The sequence below is a fragment of the Shewanella aestuarii genome, assembly GCF_011765625.1.
Lineage (GTDB): Bacteria > Pseudomonadota > Gammaproteobacteria > Enterobacterales > Shewanellaceae > Shewanella > Shewanella aestuarii_A.
Map to the genome: position 1 here is coordinate 1085497 of NZ_CP050313.1, position 19997 is coordinate 1105493.

At 37.1% G+C, this 19997-nt stretch carries 20 protein-coding genes and 1 pseudogene; 2 read left to right on the top strand and 19 right to left on the bottom strand.

The annotated features are described in order from the left end of the window. Positions 1-168: 168 nt before the first annotated feature. From HBH39_RS04995 to HBH39_RS05005, 3 genes are all read right to left on the bottom strand, one after another. On the bottom strand, positions 169-936 hold the full coding sequence (locus HBH39_RS04995; RefSeq protein WP_167676157.1) for an EAL domain-containing protein: 768 nt from the start codon (positions 934-936) through the stop codon (positions 169-171). Between the two features lie 186 nt (positions 937-1122). Next, positions 1123-1917, bottom strand: a complete 795-nt coding sequence (locus HBH39_RS05000) for a formyltransferase family protein (protein WP_167676159.1) — start codon at positions 1915-1917, stop codon at positions 1123-1125. After that, positions 1914-3248, bottom strand: coding sequence for a DUF4910 domain-containing protein (locus HBH39_RS05005; protein WP_167676161.1), 1335 nt, complete (start codon positions 3246-3248; stop codon positions 1914-1916). Before HBH39_RS05005 ends, HBH39_RS05000 begins: the two co-directional genes overlap by 4 nt. Before the next feature lie 188 nt (positions 3249-3436). Between HBH39_RS05005 and HBH39_RS05010 the strand changes: the two genes are divergently transcribed. Further along, positions 3437-4723 carry a motility associated factor glycosyltransferase family protein gene (locus tag HBH39_RS05010; RefSeq protein ID WP_167676163.1) on the top strand — a complete coding sequence of 429 codons (1287 nt, stop codon included), beginning with the start codon at positions 3437-3439 and terminating at the stop codon, positions 4721-4723. Between the two features lie 218 nt (positions 4724-4941). Further along, positions 4942-5190, top strand: coding sequence for a hypothetical protein (locus HBH39_RS05015; protein WP_167676165.1), 249 nt, complete (start codon positions 4942-4944; stop codon positions 5188-5190). Between the two features lie 23 nt (positions 5191-5213). On the opposite strand, the gene HBH39_RS19950 is transcribed toward HBH39_RS05015, so the two are convergent. From HBH39_RS19950 to HBH39_RS05080, 16 genes and pseudogenes are all read right to left on the bottom strand, one after another. Beyond that, positions 5214-5336, bottom strand: coding sequence for a hypothetical protein (locus HBH39_RS19950; protein ID WP_280117341.1), 123 nt, complete (start codon positions 5334-5336; stop codon positions 5214-5216). Continuing rightward, the gene (locus HBH39_RS19955) at positions 5320-5445 is read right to left on the bottom strand and encodes a hypothetical protein (protein WP_280117342.1); all 126 of its coding nucleotides are present in this window, start codon (positions 5443-5445) and stop codon (positions 5320-5322) included. Before HBH39_RS19955 ends, HBH39_RS19950 begins: the two co-directional genes overlap by 17 nt. A 62-nt stretch (positions 5446-5507) precedes the next feature. Next, positions 5508-6392 carry a sulfotransferase domain-containing protein gene (locus HBH39_RS05020; RefSeq protein ID WP_167676167.1) on the bottom strand — a complete coding sequence of 295 codons (885 nt, stop codon included), beginning with the start codon at positions 6390-6392 and terminating at the stop codon, positions 5508-5510. Between the two features lie 8 nt (positions 6393-6400). Then, positions 6401-7171 carry a cephalosporin hydroxylase family protein gene (locus tag HBH39_RS05025; RefSeq protein WP_167676169.1) on the bottom strand — a complete coding sequence of 257 codons (771 nt, stop codon included), beginning with the start codon at positions 7169-7171 and terminating at the stop codon, positions 6401-6403. A gap of 16 nt (positions 7172-7187) precedes the next feature. Continuing rightward, positions 7188-7892 carry an NAD-dependent epimerase/dehydratase family protein gene (locus tag HBH39_RS05030; protein WP_208764202.1) on the bottom strand — a complete coding sequence of 235 codons (705 nt, stop codon included), beginning with the start codon at positions 7890-7892 and terminating at the stop codon, positions 7188-7190. Beyond that, the gene (locus tag HBH39_RS19960) at positions 7889-8026 is read right to left on the bottom strand and encodes an NAD-dependent epimerase/dehydratase family protein (RefSeq protein ID WP_208764183.1); all 138 of its coding nucleotides are present in this window, start codon (positions 8024-8026) and stop codon (positions 7889-7891) included. Before HBH39_RS19960 ends, HBH39_RS05030 begins: the two co-directional genes overlap by 4 nt. Beyond that, positions 8023-9246, bottom strand: a complete 1224-nt coding sequence (locus HBH39_RS05035) for a class I SAM-dependent methyltransferase (RefSeq protein WP_167676171.1) — start codon at positions 9244-9246, stop codon at positions 8023-8025. The genes HBH39_RS19960 and HBH39_RS05035 overlap by 4 nt, the downstream gene beginning before the upstream one ends. Then, a pseudogene (locus HBH39_RS20090) lies at positions 9246-9805 on the bottom strand (dTDP-4-dehydrorhamnose 3,5-epimerase family protein). Before HBH39_RS20090 ends, HBH39_RS05035 begins: the two are co-directional and overlap by 1 nt. Next, positions 9802-10896, bottom strand: a complete 1095-nt coding sequence (gene rfbG / locus HBH39_RS05045; RefSeq protein ID WP_244325747.1) for a CDP-glucose 4,6-dehydratase — start codon at positions 10894-10896, stop codon at positions 9802-9804. The pseudogene HBH39_RS20090 and the gene rfbG overlap by 4 nt, the downstream one beginning before the upstream one ends. After that, complete coding sequence (rfbF, locus tag HBH39_RS05050; RefSeq protein ID WP_167676173.1) at positions 10860-11627, bottom strand: glucose-1-phosphate cytidylyltransferase; 768 nt, start codon at positions 11625-11627, stop codon at positions 10860-10862. Before rfbF ends, rfbG begins: the two co-directional genes overlap by 37 nt. Before the next feature lie 25 nt (positions 11628-11652). Next, positions 11653-12843, bottom strand: a complete 1191-nt coding sequence (locus tag HBH39_RS05055; protein ID WP_167676175.1) for a glycosyltransferase family 2 protein — start codon at positions 12841-12843, stop codon at positions 11653-11655. A gap of 11 nt (positions 12844-12854) precedes the next feature. Further along, positions 12855-13739 (bottom strand): methyltransferase domain-containing protein, encoded by an 885-nt coding sequence (locus tag HBH39_RS05060; protein WP_167676177.1) that lies wholly within the window; start codon positions 13737-13739, stop codon positions 12855-12857. Beyond that, positions 13736-15004, bottom strand: coding sequence for a hypothetical protein (locus HBH39_RS05065; protein WP_167676179.1), 1269 nt, complete (start codon positions 15002-15004; stop codon positions 13736-13738). Before HBH39_RS05065 ends, HBH39_RS05060 begins: the two co-directional genes overlap by 4 nt. A 47-nt stretch (positions 15005-15051) precedes the next feature. Next, positions 15052-15948: a glycosyltransferase family 2 protein gene (locus HBH39_RS05070; protein WP_167676181.1), complete on the bottom strand. Its 897-nt coding sequence runs from the start codon at positions 15946-15948 to the stop codon at positions 15052-15054. Between the two features lie 99 nt (positions 15949-16047). Continuing rightward, positions 16048-18381, bottom strand: coding sequence for a hypothetical protein (locus HBH39_RS05075; protein WP_167676183.1), 2334 nt, complete (start codon positions 18379-18381; stop codon positions 16048-16050). Positions 18382-18429: 48 nt separating this feature from the next. Beyond that, the gene (locus tag HBH39_RS05080; RefSeq protein WP_167676185.1) at positions 18430-19866 is read right to left on the bottom strand and encodes a hypothetical protein; all 1437 of its coding nucleotides are present in this window, start codon (positions 19864-19866) and stop codon (positions 18430-18432) included. Positions 19867-19997 lie beyond the last annotated feature (131 nt).

Sequence of the window (19997 nt, forward strand, 5' to 3'; positions counted from 1 at the left end):
CTGTGGGGAGACCATATAAAAAATTAAGCTTTAAGCTATCAATTACTTACAGCTTTGCTAAAAATTTTGTCCCACCTATAGACCACCTAAGCTTTCAATCTCAAGCATTTGATTTTAATTTTGGTTAGTTTTTTGAGTCTAACTTTGCCTTTGTATCAGTAAGTTAGATTAGAGGGCTAAAAAGTCTACTGCAGGTAAGCTTTCAAAGCTGGGTTTCGCAAACAAATAACCTTGCATTAATTCAATACCCGCTTCTTTAAGCCAAATATATTCTTCTATTGTCTCAATTCCCTCAGCAAGCGCTGTAACCCCTAGGTCTGCGAACATATTTAAACAATGATGAACAATAGTTTGGCGGGCTTTGTTTTGATTAATATTACGGATTAATTCCATATCCAATTTAATTATGTCCGTTTGAAAATCAGCTAATAAATTTAATCCAGAATGTCCTGAACCAAAATCATCGGTCGCAGTTTTGAAGCCTAATTCCTTGTAATAATCAACAACTTGTTTTACGTGGTCGTTGTCTTTAAATTGTTCAACTTCAGTAAACTCGAACATGATTTGTTTGGTTGGAAAATTGTGTTTTTTAGCGGCTTCAAGTGTGGTACGAATGCATCGCTGAGGCTGGTATATTGCGTTAGGCAAAAAGTTAATACTTAACATGCAATCTATGTTTAATTTGGCTGCTAGTGCGATGGCTTTTACACGACAAAGTTGATCGAATAAATATCGGTTGTCATCATTTACCTGAGAAATAATCGAGTAAGCGGATTCATTATTTAAACCACGCACCAGCGCTTCATAACCAAATATCTGCTTGGTTTTACAATTAATGATTGGCTGGAAAGCCATTGTGAAATCAAAATCTAAAGCATTCATGTCTGCACAATTGGGGCAGGTTGTTCTGTCGTTATTGTTACATTCTAAGTTCATTGCTTAGCCCTATCGCATTTTTTATTAATATTAGTTGGCGTTAGTGATTTTTGCTATTTTTTAACTTGCTGATTTATGACTTTATAATTTATTTAATAAATGGGCGAATCCTACACAGTTTGCATCTTTAAAGCGTGATATTAAGGAACATGAGATTAACATGTTCCTGTTTGCTTTGAAGGTTATTTAGGGCAGTTGCCTAAATAAGTTTGGCTGATGTTGGCCAATTTTTTTATCTAAGTATAAATCAACGATCTTATCTTGATAGGTTTGGTAAATAAGGCGTAAATGTTCAGGTTGCCATTTTGACGCTAGCCACAGCGTGCCATTATTACGTTGGGCTTGCTTTTCCATGCGACCATCTTGAATAAATTTAGCGATAACTTGAGGGAGTTCTTCACCGAGCTTTCGGACAGCACGAGCGGCTACCTGATGTAAGGTGTCGCCTCTTACCATATCTGCAACACATTGGTGGACAATATCGCCCGCATCCAATTTTTGAGTTAAATCATGCACTGTCATTCCCGTCATTTGTGGCTCTAACATATAGCTGGGCCAAAAGTGGGTGATGGCACCACGATATTGTGGCGATAATCCACCATGACAATTCCAGCGCTCTCCCGATACACAGTTTAATGTGGCTTCTGTGAGCATGTGGCAGCCATAAGTAATTAATATATCAGGATCACTTTGAGTGAGTAGGGTGTGGACTCGCTCTGAATTTAGTTCGCTCAATTGTATATGATGAATTGGCACATCGGGCCAATTGACTGCACCAAAGGTGTCATGTTCAATGTAGTCTCTTTGAGCAAAATGATGAGTAAACAATGCTTTGAGATCATCACTAATGGATGCGGGCGGTTGAGGTGTGAAGTGTTCACGTTGCTCGACAATGACACTTTTTAAGATGCCTGTTGTTGCCAGTTGTCTTGCCATAAAAGCATGGCGCGGGTGATTACCACAAATAAAAACGATACTCATGCCAATGGCTCCTGATTAAATTTAATGAGCCCTTTGTCTTCTAGTATTGTTATAACATCGGCTAATTCATGAATAGTGCAGTTACTTTGTTTTGCAATTTCAATGCTTGAATTAAGGCCATCTGCCATGCTTAATGTAGTTAGCACAATGTTTAGGAATTTTCGGTTATCCATTGTCGTATCGCTGGATAATTGCCAATTTCCTGGCTTGTTAATCGTTGGATATAAACCTCTTTTTCCTAATTGAGGTTCGCCGTATGGCGATTGATTGACTGGCTTTCCGCATACTTCGGCCATTTTCAGCATAGATTCAATTTGATCAACTGATCTAATCAGTTGATTAACGTCCATGGTTTCTTTGTCATCTAAGGAATTATGGTAACCGTTATATTGTCCATAAACGGTTCGGGCAATTTGTCCCATTGGTAGGTTAAAACCCGGTGAGCAATATTGTCTTTCATCTGAACCATGCAGTGGAGTATATGCATGATGAGTCCAACTTTCGTCCGTCTGGCTTAGCGTTGGGATAAGTTCATCAAATACGCTGTTATTTATCCGACTTGATTTATAGCGCAAAGTACTATTGCTTCCGCCTAGGCACGTTAAGATTAATCCTGCAGCGAGATTTTGCTTAAGGTGTTGGTGGTAGCGCGATAAAAAGCAGAGTGATCCTATGGTTTCTGGGTTTAGCAAAAAGCGATAGCTAAAACGCCTTTTAGGCCATTTTTCAATGCGTTGGTAGAGTAATAATAATACCAAAGGGCCGCTTAATTCGTTATTGGCCATTGATGGGTGGCATAAATAACTGCTTAATAATATTTCTTTGTGACTCTCGCCGGGCAAAACACAGTGCGCAAAAGGAACTCCACCATCGCTTTTAAATTCAGTATCAATATTGACAGTATAAGTGCCTGATTTTAATGTTTGCCGCACTTCATCTGCCATGCAAAAACCCCAAGTGGGATTGTAGTAGCTGGTGACATAGGGAATAGCGGTTGGAAAATGATGTGTACTGTGCAAGTGGGCCTGTAGTTCGGATAATTGGTATTGCCCTTGAACGGGAATGGAATAGTTGACGACATGCAAGTTGTTGATATCGGTATCGCAGATTAGCTCGCCTGTTGGCCCTGTCAGAGTGGCTCGCTTTAAATGCCATTCTGGTGGCACTGTCCAATCAAACACTTGGCTTCCAGAGGGAACTTTTTCAATCGACAAGGGCATGAATTGCTGTAAATAATGTATTGATGCCTCAATACCTGGCCCAGTGATGGAGCGCGGTAAAGGAAATAAGTGATCAAAACATTGACTTAAAAATGTGTATTCGCAACTCATAAAATTCCATTGTTATTATATTTTGACACTTATGCATTCTATGCAAATTTTATTCCTACTGCACTCATTTACTATACAACTTATATTGGTGCTGCGTTTAATCTGAGACATTGCATTTTGCTTGGTCGCTTTTTAGGTTACCCTTATGATGATACGTGTTTTTTATTAGTGAAACCTTAGGAGTCTGCATGTCAGCGCTTTTTGAACAAAATATCGCCATCATCAGTAAACGTTGGCCTCAAATTGCTCAACATCTTATGCAAACATCCTTTGAACACTTTGATGCGCAATTAGTCACAGGGCAGACGCAAACAATTCGTGTTGATGGCGTGCAATTAAGTAGTCGTCACGACCGTATGGCTGAGGCGTCCTTATTTATCGACACCTTGCCAAAAGCCGCAACTAACATCAGTTTATACGGTATTGGTATGGGTGATGTGGCTAGTTTGTTGATTGATAATCTAGCTATCCAGCAGATTAATGTTTACCCGCTAAATATGGCCTTATTGGCATTGCTACTGACCTATACCGATCAACGTGAGTGGCTTGAAGATGCAAGGGTAAATTTAATGCCAAGCACTGACCCTTTTGCAATTCGCTCTCCTTATATTGCTAGCACCCCAGATTTACAATTAGCTGACGACAAGAATGCAGCAACACGAGATCTTTTAATGCTAGAGAATCATCGTGAGTTTTCTAATCGTCATCATTTAGATAAAGACCCTGAAATTGAACAGCGTTTAGCTGATAACCTTGCTTTTGTTAGACAGGATCAAGATGCTGCAATACTGACCGATTTATATCCAAATCGAGATGTATTTGTTATTGGTGCAGGGCCGACGCTAGAGCAATTTTATGATTATATTTTGAATCAACATTGTTCAGCGAAACCACCATTGATTATCGCAGTTGATACCGCATTTAAGGCCTTAGCCCATCATGGGATTACGCCTGATATTGTGGTCAGTATCGATGCAAAGATCACTCCTGCCCATCTACCGGTAACTGTCTTAGATTCCGTTAAATTGGTTTATTTCCCGCGGGTGATGACGAGTGTACTAAATGCCTGGCCAGGAAAGCGTTTTGCTGCATATTCACAAACCAGCATGTATAAGACATTAAATAAACAACACCCGAAGTTACGCTTATTTTGCAATGGCAGCGTGATCCACCCTGCGGTAGATTTGGCGATAAAAATGCAACCCAGCAGCATTACCTTATTTGGCTGTGATTTTTGTTATGCCAACAATAAAACCCATGCGTTTTGGAATGATGGTGATTTAGGGCCAAAGGTCAGTGTGAGTAAAAAGCATTTGATTGAAAATGGACAAGGCGAAAAAGTAACCACGGATTTAAATTTTAGAGGGTATTTACGCAGTCTTGAACAGCTAATTCATCAGCATCCAGAGATTGATTTTTATCAATCTAGCCCTCAAAGCGCCAAATTACAGGGCGTTTCTTTGTTATCTTTATAAACATGTTTTAAGTAGATTTGAAACCAATCACAGTAAATAAGTGGCCAGAAATAGCGTCGGAAAAATGCGTGATAACAAGGCTGATTTTTTTGATAAGTAGTTATTCTACAATCAAAAAATCTAACGCAGTTATCAGGTGTTTTCACAAGCTAGAATGATCAGTTATTTAATACGGTTGGTATGATTATTGCGGGCAGGTATTTGACAGGTTTTTTATTATGAATGAATTGAGTTTCCAACAACAAGCGGCGTTAACGGCAAAATTATTTCGGTTGGGCAACGAGCCTGAAGCCTCGCAGCAGTTGATCCAGTGTTTAAATATTTTAGAACAAAATCATAAAAATATATTAAGCTCAGTTCAAATGCAGCAAACCATCGGCTTGGCTTTGCAAGCCCAAGAGAATCAAGATTGGCTGGGCCTAGCGGATTATTTAGAATACGAGATGGTGGCGTTAATTCACTCCTAGCAACTAAAATTGATTTTTGCTTCTTATTTGCTGTCGTTGTGACGCCAATCATGATGCCAATTGGCATGTTGGATCTTTGCTTCGTATAACGCAATATCTGAAGGGTTATCGACTTCAACCCACCCGCCTTTAATAGGTAGCTGCACTGTAACCTACCCGAAAACCAATAACGTGCTCGATAGCAGCTGATTCATCTGGGGCGTACTGCATTTTTTCATCTAAGGTTACCCGAGTTTTTTTGCTACTAAGATTCATTTTATTATCCTTTCAGGCAATTAATGTCACTCTATTAATTTTGTATAAGATTAATTGTTGAGCTATAAGCCTATTGGGGAAAAGTCAGTATCAGGGAAAAATGATGTTAGCGATTGAATTTTTAGTTTTTGTTCAGCAGAGAATTGATCTCCTCTTCCTGTTTTTCCAATATTTTTACGAGTAAAAACTGAACCATTTAATTCACTCAACTTTGCAGTGAACTGTGCATCTTTGTTGTATCCAACTGACTGGTATATGTTCCAAACAATTGATTCAAAGTCGGTTAATAGATCTGAATAATTTACCAGAGAGACATCAATTTTTCGGGATGTTATTGCATGACTCCACCCCGCCCAAAAATTAACATACCAAGGGGCCGCAAATGCAATAAGAAACTCAAGCTTTTGATCTTCATTTAAACTATTCCAACAGAAATCATTCATATAAAACAAAGGCTTTATTGTCGTCTCGTTATCAAGGTGATCTTTAAGGCTAATTAAGCAATCTTTTAAATCTCTAACTTGTAAAATGACTTTAATATTAAATTTTTCAATAATGTCTAATGTATAATCTGAGTATAAGCAATGTTGATGTTGTGCAAAAATGTGTTTGTCGAGCAGTTTTTGTCTTAATATTTCAGATGGACTAATCTCTTGAGCTCGATTACCACCGCCATTTAAAAAATAAAAATTTTGCCAGCCTTTGGTGTTTAAAAGTGCCGCTAAGGTATTTGTTAACCAGGTAGAGCCACTTTTAGGTAAGGCAACATGCCAAACAAATTGTTTATTTTTGTCTCTTAATGAAGCGATAGTGTTGTCGTAGGCTAGTAAGCTACCAATTTCTCGCAAATCATCTTCTTTGATTTGAGCAATACTCGGTAGCTCTCTTGTTTGGAACATGTTGTGTTCAGTTTTCAGCGTTTGTAAAAAAAGATCAAAGTTAAACATTTTTCCACCTAGTCTATCCGTTTTAAAAAACCGTCATGAGCAACAGTAATGAGTAATTTGTTCGGAATATCAGTGTCAATTTCAAACTCAGGATGAGTTTTAAGGTACTGCCATACCGCTGTTTTAGGATTGTTTCCAGGACACCATGGCCGATTAGGGTACATATCATCAGGCATATCTTCGATTAACGTATCAAACACCACACAATAACTTCCAGTTGAAGTTAGTGGTGCATAGGCTTCTAGCTCTGCAAGTACATGCTCATGTGTATGATTTGAATCTAGGCAAACTAACACTGTTTCATAATGTTTAGCGATTTCTTTAACCTGATCTATTATTGCTGGATCAATGCTTGAACCTTGGATCATTTGGATACGCGAAGCCATTGGGTGTGCCTCTATAGCCTCACGGTTATGAGCGCGAATATCAATATCAATGCCTAACACTTTACGTTTAGATACTTTGGGATCAAACATTTCACCAGACTCAATCGCATCACACATATCGAGTTGAGCTAGCATTGATGCACTAAATATAAGCGAGCCACCATGGGCTATGCCGGTTTCGATGATGAGATCGGGTTTTATATTCCAAATCAACTCCTGCATGGCGATCATATCCTGGGGATATTGAATGATTGGTCGTCCTTGCCAAGCAAAATTGTATGAATACTGTGGTTTGGTTGATAATTCCAGAAACGCGTTTGCTGCATTTTGTAATGGTTGGTTATTGGCATTTGATTTAATTCTATCAAACACTTCTTTTTCAAAATCGTTCATTTAAACTCCAGAATACTTATGGGGTATTAAAGCTTTTTATACCAACAACACGGGGAGGATCTATTAGGTTATCTGCACGAACGCCAAACTTTAATAAATCTCTTCTGCCATATTCATCAGCAATACTTTCGGCTAATTGTCTGATAGTTATCGGCAATCCAGAACATATGTTTATAGGTCCTTGGTGATCTTCTATCGCTGTTAGCGCAATTAATTTGCCTGCTTCATCAATGTTCATAAAGTCACGTACTTGTTTTCCGCTAGTTAATTCTGCAGGCTCACCGGCTACCAGTTTTGAGCGTAAGTAAGGCACAAACCTTCTGTTATCTTCACCTTCACCATATAGATAAAAAAGTCTGCACCATGCAAATTCGACAGCGTGAGTAGCTAACCATTGTGATAGTGAAATATAGGTAGCTGCCTTCGCTGCTGCATATATGGTCAATGGCTTCAATGGGCTAGATGTTGAGAGGAAATCTTGGTCTAAATCATATTCAAAGCAAGTGCCTATCCCGACAAACTTTTTAACACCCGTTGCAATAGCTGCTTTTGCTAATGTCAGAGTGCCTTGCATGCATTCAATGTTTTTATCTGAATTAAGATATTTCCCCGGCTCAACATACCAAGCAATATGAATGATAGTGTCAATTCCATGTAAGTGATCTTGCCACCACTGTTCATTTTCAATAAAAAGATCTTTTGAATGAATGATTTTTTTTATTTGGGGATATTATTAAAGTATTCGCTTTGCTCATTTCGCGTGACAACGATGATGTCTATATCGAATTTGGCTAAATGTTTCAGTACTTGTCGGCCGACAAAGCCGGATGCGCCAGTGACGAGAATCGATTTCATGATTCAATACTCAATTGGGGGACAAAGGTGACAAATTGAGTGCCTTTAGCTACAAGGTTTTTATGGTGATTTTTGACTTCAGCGGCAATATTCCAAGGCAAAATAACTAAAAAGTCGGGAGCTTGATCTGCCAAATATTGAGGCGCTAATATTGGAATGTGGCTACCAGGCATAAATTTACCTTGTTTTGAGGAGGCGGCATCGTAAACACATGGCAATAAGTCTGGTTTTACTCCGGCAAAATTTAGCATAGTGTTGCCTTTAGCTGCCGCACCATAAGCTGCAACTGTTTTACCTAGCTGTTTTTGTTGCAACAAAAAGCCTAATAATTCATTTTTAAGCTTATTGGCGCGTTCTTGAAACTGAAGGTATACATCAAGATCTTGTAAGCCGTAGTCTTTTTCACTCTCAAGCATGGCATTAACTGCAGGCTTATTTGGGCGGGTATCGTCTGCATGACAGCCATAAATTCGCAAACTTCCACCGTGGGTTGGTAGTGTTTCTACATCCCAAATACGTAAACCTGCCGCAGTAAAAATTTTGGTTACGGTATTGAGCGATAAATAAGAAAAGTGTTCATGATAAATGGTATCGAACTGAACTTGCTCAATTAATTGTAATAAATGCGGAAACTCTAGGGTAATGGTCCCATTGGGTTTTAAAGCTGTTTTTAAACCTTTAGTAAAGTCATTGATATCAGGAACATGAGCATACACATTATTACCAACAATTAAATCAGCTTGTTGTTTAGTTGCTAATTCTGCAGCTAACTTTTCACTAAAAAACGCCTTCAGTACGGGGATCCCTATTTGTTCCGCAGCTGCTGCGGTACTGGCGGTTGGCTCTACACCCAAGCAAGGAATTCCAGCGGCAACAAAGTTTTTGAGTAAATAGCCATCATTTGAAGCGATTTCAATAACAAAGCTATTAGAATCGAGAGTTAAGTGCTCGATTATGGATTCGCTATAAGCCTTAGCATGAGCAAGCCAGCCACTGGAGGTGCTTGAGAAGTATGCATAATTCGCATCAAATAACTCCTCAGCTTGGCTGTAATCTTCTGTTTGAACAAGCCAACACTGATGGCAGACTTTGACTTTTAGAGGGAAGTAAAGTTCTGGTTGATTAAGTTGCTCATGAGTCAAATAGGCATTAGAAGGCGGTGCAAAGCCTAGATCGATAAAAGTATGTGTTAACGATGTTCCGCAATGTCTGCAATCCATTAAATGATTACTCCTGAAAATTGACTATCGAGCAAGGGAAAGCCTTGATCACGAACGGAACGTTCAGTGATGGGCACTGGCCAGGGAATAGCTAACTTGGGATCTAAAATATTGATACCCGCTTCTGCATCTGGGGCATAGATTTCGGAGTGGGTATACAGTAGCTGCACATTATCAGTGATTGTTTGAAAACCATGAGCAAAGCCTTCAGGTATTAATAATGCCTTGCCATTTTCTGCGGATAAATATTGCGCGTGCCATTGTAAAAAAGTGGGGAATTTGATCTTACATCAACGGCAATGTCCCAAATTTCACCCTGAATACAACTCACTAATTTCATTTCGCTAAAAGGCTGATGTTGATAATGTAAGCCACGGACAGTGCCTTTTTTAGCGGTTTGTGAGTGATTAATTTGGGCAATAGGCTTATGCCAACCACATTGTGCTAGCTCGCTTGCACAGAATAATCGTGAAAAAAAGCCACGCTGATCACCAATGCGTTGCCGTTGTAGGCATTTTAGACCCTCTAAGGGCGTGTTAGTTATCTTAAATCGGCTCATAATAACGCCTCGTAGGCGGCGATATCAGCTTCGCATAATGCCTGTGCAGTTGTTCCATTTTCATGTTCACTGTACCAATTTATTGTGCGCTTTAATGTCTCATTTAGATCCCATAACGATCTAATATTGAGCATCCCATGGCTTTTAGTGGTATCTAATGTGAGTAACCCAGCTTCATGAACACCTTCAGGAACATCGTGCCAGATGACATCTCCAGAGCTGTAAATCTGCTGAGCAGTACTGATGACGTGTCTTACTGTCGCCGCTTCACTTGTCTCAGGACCAAAATTAAATGCCCCAGATAATTCAGGTTGATGGTATAAGTCATGGGCTAGTTTCATATAGCCAAATAGTGGCTCTAAAACATGTTGCCAGGGCCTAATGGATTCTGGACGTCGAATATTTAATGGTTGTTTGTTTTGCCATGCACGGATAGCATCAGGAATTAGGCGATCATCAGACCAATCACCACCGCCAATTACATTGCCTGCTCGGGCTGATGCCAAGGCAATACCTTGCTCTGCCAAAAAAGAGTTTCTATAACAATCAATGATTAATTCACTTGCGGCTTTACTGGCGCTATAAGGGTCATGCCCTCCTAGGCGATCATCTTCTTGGTAGGGCCTTTCTACTTCTTGATTTTGGTAAACTTTATCAGTAGTGACCATGACGACCGATTTTACGGTAGCGCTACTTCGTAAGGCTTCAAGCAGATTCGCTGTGCCCATAACATTGGTTGAAAAGGTCTCTATAGGTTCACGGTAACTGGCTCTAACCAATGGTTGAGCGGCAAGGTGAAATACAATCTCAGGTTTGACTTTGTTGATTAGGGTTGCCAATGCCGGCTGATCACGAATATCACATACATGATGCTGGCATAAGGATTCAATATTTAACAGGCTGAATAGATTGGGTTGTGTTTGTGGAAGTAAGCTTATCCCAGTAATATCTGCCCCAAGGCGATGTAACCATAAGGTCAACCAACTGCCTTTAAAACCAGTATGCCCTGTTATTAGCACTTTACGGCCACGGAAAAAATCGTTAAATAGCGCCATTACCATACTTTCCAAGGTGGCGTTTTGGATTGCCATAAATCTTCTAGCTGGTTTTTATCACGTAAGGTGTCCATTGCTTGCCAGAAACCATAATGTTTATAAGCACTCATATTGCCTTTTTTGGCTAAATTAATCAGTGGTTCATCTTCAAAAATCGTTTTATCATTTTCAAGTAGATCAAAAATAGCTGGTTCTAAAACAAAAAAACCACCATTGATCCATGAACCGTCACCTGCAGGTTTTTCTTGGAAGGTTTGCACAATGCCATTGTTGATATTTAAAGCGCCATATCGTCCGGGTGGCTGAATAGCTGTTACAGTGGCAACTTTACCGGCATTTTTATGGTGCTGTAATAACTTATCTAAATTGATGTCAGCGACACCATCACCATAAGTAAAGCAAAACGTTTCTCCGTCTACATAATCTTTCACACGTTTTAGGCGTCCGCCTGTCATGCTGTGTTCACCAGTATCGACTAAGGTGACTCGCCAAGGCTCGGCATGTTCGTGATGCACTTCCATTTTATTGGTTCGCATATCAAAAGTGACATCAGACATATGCAGGAAGTAATTGGCAAAATACTCTTTGATTATATAGCCTTTGTAGCCAAGGCAAATGACAAAGTCATTAATGCCATAATATGAATATATTTTCATAATATGCCAAAGTATTGGTTTTCCACCAATTTCAATCATTGGTTTGGGTTTTAAATGAGACTCTTCGCTAATGCGAGTACCTAGTCCTCCGGCTAAAATAACGGCTTTCATCACTCTCTCCCTAAAATAACTAACGTCACGACGTTAAATAATGAATATTTACTACTTGCTGACGGTGTGCCGTTAACTGCATTAATTCTTGTGAAATTTCTACTGCGAATTGGTTGGAAGCAATAATATAGTCCTTAAAATCAAGTTTACTTGCTTGCTCCAAGGTCAGCACAGGTATTTTATTGCCTAATATTTTAACTTGTTGATCATTAGCCATTTTATCTGTGAAGCCTAATACCTTTATATCATGTTCTAGTAAAACAGCAGCTAATCGCATGCCAATTTCACCTGCTCCACAAATGATTATTTCGTTGATGTTTTCTCTGCTTAAACGTTGAGCGATAATTGTGCTATTGGCATCGTATTGTTCAATTTTGATTCGATGTTGTCTTCCTAAATTGTTATAACGATATAAATTATTTAATAGCTGGAAGGCTTCCTGTATTGTCCAATCGTTACTCTTAAGCATTACTTTTAATGCTTGTACAGAGTTATCGCGAAATGGGATAAAGTCATCAATCAAGTTACGTCGATACTGTGAATATAAATTACTAATACGGCATGAACCAGCAGCCCCTAATTGTATATATTCTGTCATATCACAATGCATTTTTCCTTGGTTTAAAAGATGCACGACTAAATCCCAGTCGCCTCCTAAGAAATGGTGGAAGTTAGAATTTAACCCTCTCCAACTTGCAATTGAATGGCGGCGATGAAGGCCATAAAAGAGTGAGTTTGCATGCCAGCTAGAATAAAACGTGATTAAACGTGGGACAACACGATCTTGATTTAACTCCCAACAACCCATAGTTGATTGATTATTGTTTTTTAAGTCGGCTAATCTTGCTTGTGATGTGGATGATACAAAATCGAGGTTGTTATTTAGAAATTGATAGTTTACTTCTAAAAATTTCGGCGAACGTATATCATCAACCGCTGCCCACATAAAATATTTAGCTACAGATTGTTTAAATACAAAGTTAAAATTAGCTTCAGCACCAATATTAGAAGATTGTTTTATATAACGAATACGTGAGTCATTTTGGGCATAGTGCTGACAGATTTTTCCTGTTGTATCGTTAGAGCAGTTATCAGAAATAATAATTTCATAATCGGTGAATGTTTGATTTAATATTGATTCGATAGCATCTGCTATATATTCTCCGCCATTAAAAACCGGCATACCAATACTCACTTTTGGCAACGAAGTATTCATAATTTCTCCATTTAAATAGTAAGTATACGAGCTGCGAAATTATGCTTCGCCGATATCGTTTTTAATTCGGTGATTATGTCTTGTTTATATGCTACAGATGCCACTATAAAATCTATACAAGGTGGTTGTGTTAAACTCGACAATTTTATGGTTCTGATGCCATTTTTTAACTGTTGGTCATGTTGATCGGTTATAGCATGAACTTTTATGTTCAGCTGCTGGGTTAATCGATATATATCCTCTCCAATTTCTCCAGCCCCACAAATTATAACGTCTTTAATTTTCTGTTGTATAAGTTGTTTTTTTAAACGAGTAGTACCAAATTCCATAACAGGATTTTCGGCAAGTTTCTCTATTACTAATTCAATTTCATAACAACCAGTTGCATGCTGATATTCACTAACGTTGTAGTCAAAATTAGCATCATTGTCTAACATACTTCTAATACGATAGGTATTCATTATTAATGCAGATTCTACATCTAATAACAAAGAAGAGGGCGTATAAAACCGAAGGTGCTCTTTATTCCAGCGTGAGGGTAAATTGAGTTTTCGTTCATATAAATATTGGTGTGGTACCACTAATACTAAAAAACCACCGGGTTTAATGACACGAAACCACTCCTTGATTGTGAAAGTTGGGTTATCCACATGTTCTAAACAGTGACTTGAAAATACAGCGTCTTGGCTACAGGTTTCAAATGGCAGGGTAGTGCCATTATAGCCTGGGTAATCTAAATCTACGATGATACTATTTGGGATAAGGCTTTCTCCGTCTCCTCCACCTATATCCAAGATCGCCTTACCACTTAAATAGCGCTGGTAAAAACCAGATTTTTGCCGCCGAAGGTGTGACTTCTGCGGTTCGCATGCATGAGCTATTTTGCACTGATTCATACGATTTCCTTATCTATTTCAGTATTTGAGTTATTGCCCATACTGATTATTTGATTTACGTTTTCTATTACTTCTTTAACAATTAATTTATTGGTAACAGGTATCTGTTTGCATATCCAATCAGGATAATCTAGATGCCAATTTTCACCATCATTCGGAACACATACAATAGCAGGAACCTGATAAGCGGCAGCAATATGGGCACTTGCTGAGCGCGGTGTTATTACTAATGCAGCATGTCTAATAATTTTCAACATATCCATTTCATTACCATAATGGTCGCTACTAGCATGAGTTAGCTGATTTGATATTTGATCTATATTTGCTAAATGAGAATTGATTGGCTGCAAAGGGCCAGTTAGTACAACAGGGAGTGGACATGCATCAATGATTGCTTGTAAATCTTTTAGCGTCATGTTTGGTTTAGCGAAGTTTGCCGTTGGCTGTAATGCAATATATTGTCCTGGTATTAATCCTTTAGGCGCGTCAACATTAGGCAGTCGCAGTTTAGGTCTTTGATCAAAGTCTAACCCAAGTCCTAGTAAGAAACAGCCTAAATAATTTGCTGCAGGTGATGATAGTTTAGTCCTATGTAAAGCATTGGCATTATTTGGCAGAGGTAGTGCTTGGCCTTGTGATAATAAATCATCACCAAAGGCATTAACGATATCTTTAAGATCATTAAACTTCACATCAATATGAGGGTTCCTTAGCGAGAATTCTCTTGCTGCAACCATTAAACAGAGCTTATCTCCTAGCCCCCAACAAGGATCAATTGTTATTTCTGCTGTGTGTAAATTGTGAGCCATAATTGCTTTATTACTTTCGAACCCTGGACGCAGCATATCACTATTTTTTCGATCAAAATATTGTGCAATCTGAGTCCGAAACTGGCGATCATCATATTTACACGAAAGATCAATGACATCGATATTTTGGGGGACATTACTGACTAAGTTTGAGGTTATAATTTGATGGTAGTGACTATGAATTACCAGAATTGAGGTCACGTCTAGTTCTGGTAATTCCTTAATGCCATATACAGGAATACCTGAAAGGGTTTTGCCATGTTTACTAGTATTATTATCTATAGCACCAACCAATTCAAAATCACGAAAATGACCTCGTAAGTATAGATTGCAAACTAATTCACAATGAGGGGAGACAGCGATCCGCTGCCCTTTGTACTTAACTGCGAGCAGATTGAGTTGATTTGTAATACTATTTGGGACTGGCATTAAAGCTGAATCTATTCTATATGTCATTTCCCGCTCCTTAATAATCTATTTTAGTAAGTTTAATAAGTGACTTATCATATGTTGATTACTTTAAAAACATGAATATCAATCACTTTTAATAAATCTGTTTTTATTTTATCTACAAATTTACTTAATAAAATCATAATGGTATCTGATAGAGAGAAGTTACAATGTGGTAATGATACACCGCGAATATTGTTAACTTTAAAGGGGCCGATTTGGGCTTTTTGGCTAAGTGTTAGTGCAGATAAGATTTTCAAATATAAGACAGGTAGATCAAGTAAGTTTCTAGTGTTGGTTACTCTACAATATGAGCCTTCAGATTGGACATAGTGGTAAAACACATCGCTCAGTAGCACAATTCTTGATGAAGTTAAAATAACCATCCTAAAAAAATGTGATTTTCCACAATTTGAATTTAATGGAAATAATAGTTTATTATTATGTAGAAATACGCTGAAAAAAAATGCCAAACAAAAATTTGGTCCATAATGGTTTTCTTGTAAATAACGAAAGCCGTGATCACTATTAGCGAAAAATTGAACAGTTAAGCTTATTTTTCTACTTATTTTTCCTTTAGATTGAATCGTACTGGAATCAAAAAAAATAATATCAATTCTGCTATTATTTATTTCCTGAAGTAGCCAAATTAAATTGTTACAGACTATAAAATCATCGACAGCAACAAATGCAATATAGTCACCTTTAGCAATACTCATTGCGAAGTTTCTTGCGTGAGCAGGGCCTTGGTTTTTCTGATTAATTAACTTGATACTGCTATTTTCTAGACATTTTTTTTCAATTATCAATGCTGAATTATCTGTTGACCCATCATTGATACATAATATTTCAATGTCATTTATGCATTCTTGGATGAGTATTGAGTCTAGTGACCTTTCAATATACTTTTCGGCATTGTATACAGGGATGATTACCGTTATTTTAGTCATAACATACTCATTAAATTAAAGATATCCAAACATATTTTTTATTTTAACAACACCAACCAGGACAAATTTCAACCGTTATAGATTGAAAAACCTATTCCATTAGCAAGAAATGATAAGTGCGTTCTCGCCTAATCTGTGTTTAATCGTGCTTCTTATTTCAGTCAAAAAAGCTTTAGAAGCAATGACAATCGGCATGTTTATACTGGTATCCAGTTGACCAATATGGATGACTTTATACCCTCTTACGTCAAAACTGCCAAAACTTGCACGCTTATCAATAACATAAGCAATTTTTATGCCTGCAGCTGAAAGTATTGGCTCTAATTCATTAAAAAACTCACCTGCACCATATATAATAATCCCTCTTTTTGTGGGAACTGACTGTAAATTATTCATAATCAAGTTAATAGAATAATAGTGACGATTGGCGTAATAGGTTAATTTATAAAAATCAGCTAACGCATTAGAGTCAACCAAGGTCATTGCGCCTTGTGGCCAAGGTGTATCATAGAGATGTTTTGACGGATTAACGCAATGCTGACGCCAATAGTCTTCTATTGAACCTGCTGCAATATTATTTAAATGCTTAGGTTCTATGATTGAGTATTCTCTATCTGAGCCATAATTGTCTTCATGAGTTAGTGCTCCAAGATTAATCGCCTCTTCTTTTGTCGGTAAATTAATCAAACGTTCAAATAAAAATGCAAATGACTCTCTATTATTTTCGGTATGTTCTTGACAGTTGAGATGCTGGCTAACTGTGATGTAATTTTTAACGCCAATGTTAAATGCACAGATTTTATTAATATGTTGACTAGAATATGACTTATTAGGCTTAACGGGCAAAACTTTACCCTCTGCACCATATCTATAAGTGGTTGTTGTTTGTTCTTGGCCAACGAGAACAGTCTCTAAAATTTCTGGTGAACGTTGCATGTCGTTAATCGCTTTTTGAGTATTGTGATTAAGCGGTATAAATGAAGCGATATGATGAAGAGCGGTTTTTTTGTAAGCACGATTGTTAGCATAGAATAATAAATTACATGTCGCCTTGTTATCTAATGCTAAATGTAATTGGTGCTGAATAGTTGCACCTGCACCAAAATCAACAAAAAAATATGGTAAATCTGATTTTTTTACTTGGTTGAAGTATTTGTTTAATATCGATTTGTTTTCATTTATTTTTTTTATTATTTTTACTTTATGCTTATCTAACTCTGTATTAACATATTCAATTACTAGTTTTTCACCTAATGATATGCTCTCCAGTTTATAGAGCTCAGTATTTTTGAATTGTTGTAAATTTAGTGGTATATCACCTAGAGAGAAATCTAAATACAGGTCACTGAGGGTATATGAATTTTTTGCTAATGATGGGATCAAGTTTGCTAGGTAAGTATCTTCATTCAGTGATGCTAAGTACGTAGATTTTCTTGATGCATAAAATTTTGTCGTGAGTAAGTTTGAATCTATTTGTTTGAGGCACTCTTCATATATATCTCCCTCTCGCATTAAGCAAAATACTTCATGTTGTCCTATGAGGTTGGCGTATTGAGATATCCACTTAGCAAAACCAGCTAATGTTGGACCATTAACAACGCAGCCATAGTAATAAAAGAAGTTTTCACTTTCGGTTAGGTTTTTAGGGATCAGGAGCGCAGAAAACAATCTTGCATAGTAAATGTTAAAATCTAAGTTGACTTTAAATATGCTTTCTCTTTTAAATATGTCTAATATCCAATCTGGAGTGTTAAATAATAAAGTGTTGATACCACAGTTGTTGGCTGATGCAACGTCTGCTTGTGCATTATCACCGATATGTAAAAGTGCCTCAGCTTTGATATCTAACTGATCAAAAATGTAGGAAAATTGACTGCCAGTTGTTTTTGTTTTTTTTGTAGCAGATGATACAAAGAAATGAGAAATATGAATGTTGTTGGGAATGTTTTTATATACTAGTTTTTTTATTATTTCTTCGGGTAAGTACATATCAGAAGTGATAATGATCTTTTTACCAGAATCATTAGCTAATTGTAGTAGCTTTATAGCAATAGGGTCTGCAAACAATAACTCTTCTTCTATTTCTAACTCAAGCGTTTTTAACTTTGCTCTGACTTTACTGTTGAAGTACATTTGAGAAAAGATATCATCAAATTTAATATCTTCATCTAAACTGAGTTCTCTTGCTTTTTTTTCAGCACAAACACGTATATTGTAATAGTCATCTTTGCTGACGATTGCGGGTAATACGCTATTTTTGATAGCTCTTTTTGCTACTTCGTAAAATACATTTTCAGGTTTGATGCATGTGCGTCTTAGTAACGTATCAAAGACATCAAACGATACCACTTCTATTTGTGGGTTTGCTAGCTCTGTTAAATAATCATTATAAAGTTGACTATTTAAAAAAAGTGAGTCGAGATTGCTTTTCATAAGTTCACTCTTAATGTTAATGCTGAATTAATTTGCTATATAAATGGATCATAAATAATCCTCTAGAAAAATTAATTCTACATCAAATGAGAGTAATTTTTCTTTTATTTGATTCTTTCTTCCCAGTACGGTGACGAACACTGTTCCACTAAAAATATTAAAAACTTCAAAACCACTAATCGGTATGTTGCGTATTTTATTTCCATGTATTTTTTTGTTTATATCAACAATGTATATTTTATGATTGTTAATATGGGGTAGCACGAACTCTGCGCCGCTTCCTGAGCCATAAATGACAATCTCTGGCTTATCTTTTAACTTTTGCATAAGTTGCAAAAATCCATATATCATCGATTGATAATCTTTTTCTTTAGCAGGTTGCGATATATTAGAGGTGGATGGAAGAATATCCAGTATTGTTAGGTTCGATTCACCTTGTATATTGATGTCAACATGAATATTCGAAATAGCTTTGTGAAATACCTTGGGTGTACAGTTGAAAAAACGTTCCAATGATGTGATTGCAAGTTGTGGGTTTGGATGTTTTAAACAGTCTGCTTTACAGTATGCTAATATGCCTTTTTGAACTGATTCTCGCTCAATATTATGATTGTTTTCATTGTTGGAGTGTAAGTATATAGGGGTTAATTTATTATCAATTTTAATAATGTTACTTACAGGCTCTGATAAAAAGTATTCAATAAGATCACGATATTCTATCAGTAGGTTTATGTAACCATTGTATTCATTATATCTTGATACCATCGCATCTATGTTATTATGTTTATCTCCGAGATATGCCATGAGATAGCACTGGTTTATTTGCGGAAAAATTGCGGATAGTTGTTTGTATATGGTACCGCGCCATCCGATATCAATGAGTATGACAGATTCATCTTTGCTTTTAGGTAAGTAGCTGGTGAGGTAGGCTTTTACATTGTGCGCTATTTCAGTTATGTCGTTTTCGAATAGTTTGGTAATTTGCCTGTTTGTAATGAGCTCTTTACTTATGCTGTTGTCAATAAATGTATGCTTGGTTAAATTATTCTGCGCTAGCCACTTCTCTAGTGCGCGAGAAAAATTTGTGTTATTTAAACCAAATACGGTGACAAGTCCCCATATTCCTTCACTTTTAAATTGTGAATTAAGGTAAGAGATCAATTCTGAATTTAATGCTTTTGTCGTTAATTGATTTGCCAGAATCCGATTGGCATAAATATAATGTGACTTAATTTTTTTGGGGTTTTGCGATTGCTGTAGGTATAAATCAAATCCTTGACTTAACATAAAACCATCACGCCCAAGGAACAAAAAGGTTGCCTTCTCTGGCGCTTTTTTAACAATGTAGTGAATAAATGAATTTACAATAGGTGCTAAAATGTCATGCCCAAAGTCATACAATACATCATTGTTTGTATTGCTAAGGTTTTCATGTTGATTTTTTTTAGTTGTGGCTGTTAAAGCCGTATCACTTAGTATCTTCATATTCGTGAGATTGTCTTTTCCAAAATGTCTCGTTTTATTGAGTAATATGTCATCTAACTTTGCATCACTCTTAGAAATTGGTTGATTTTTTATATGTTGTCGCCCATTCCTTATGGCGCCAATTTTTTGCC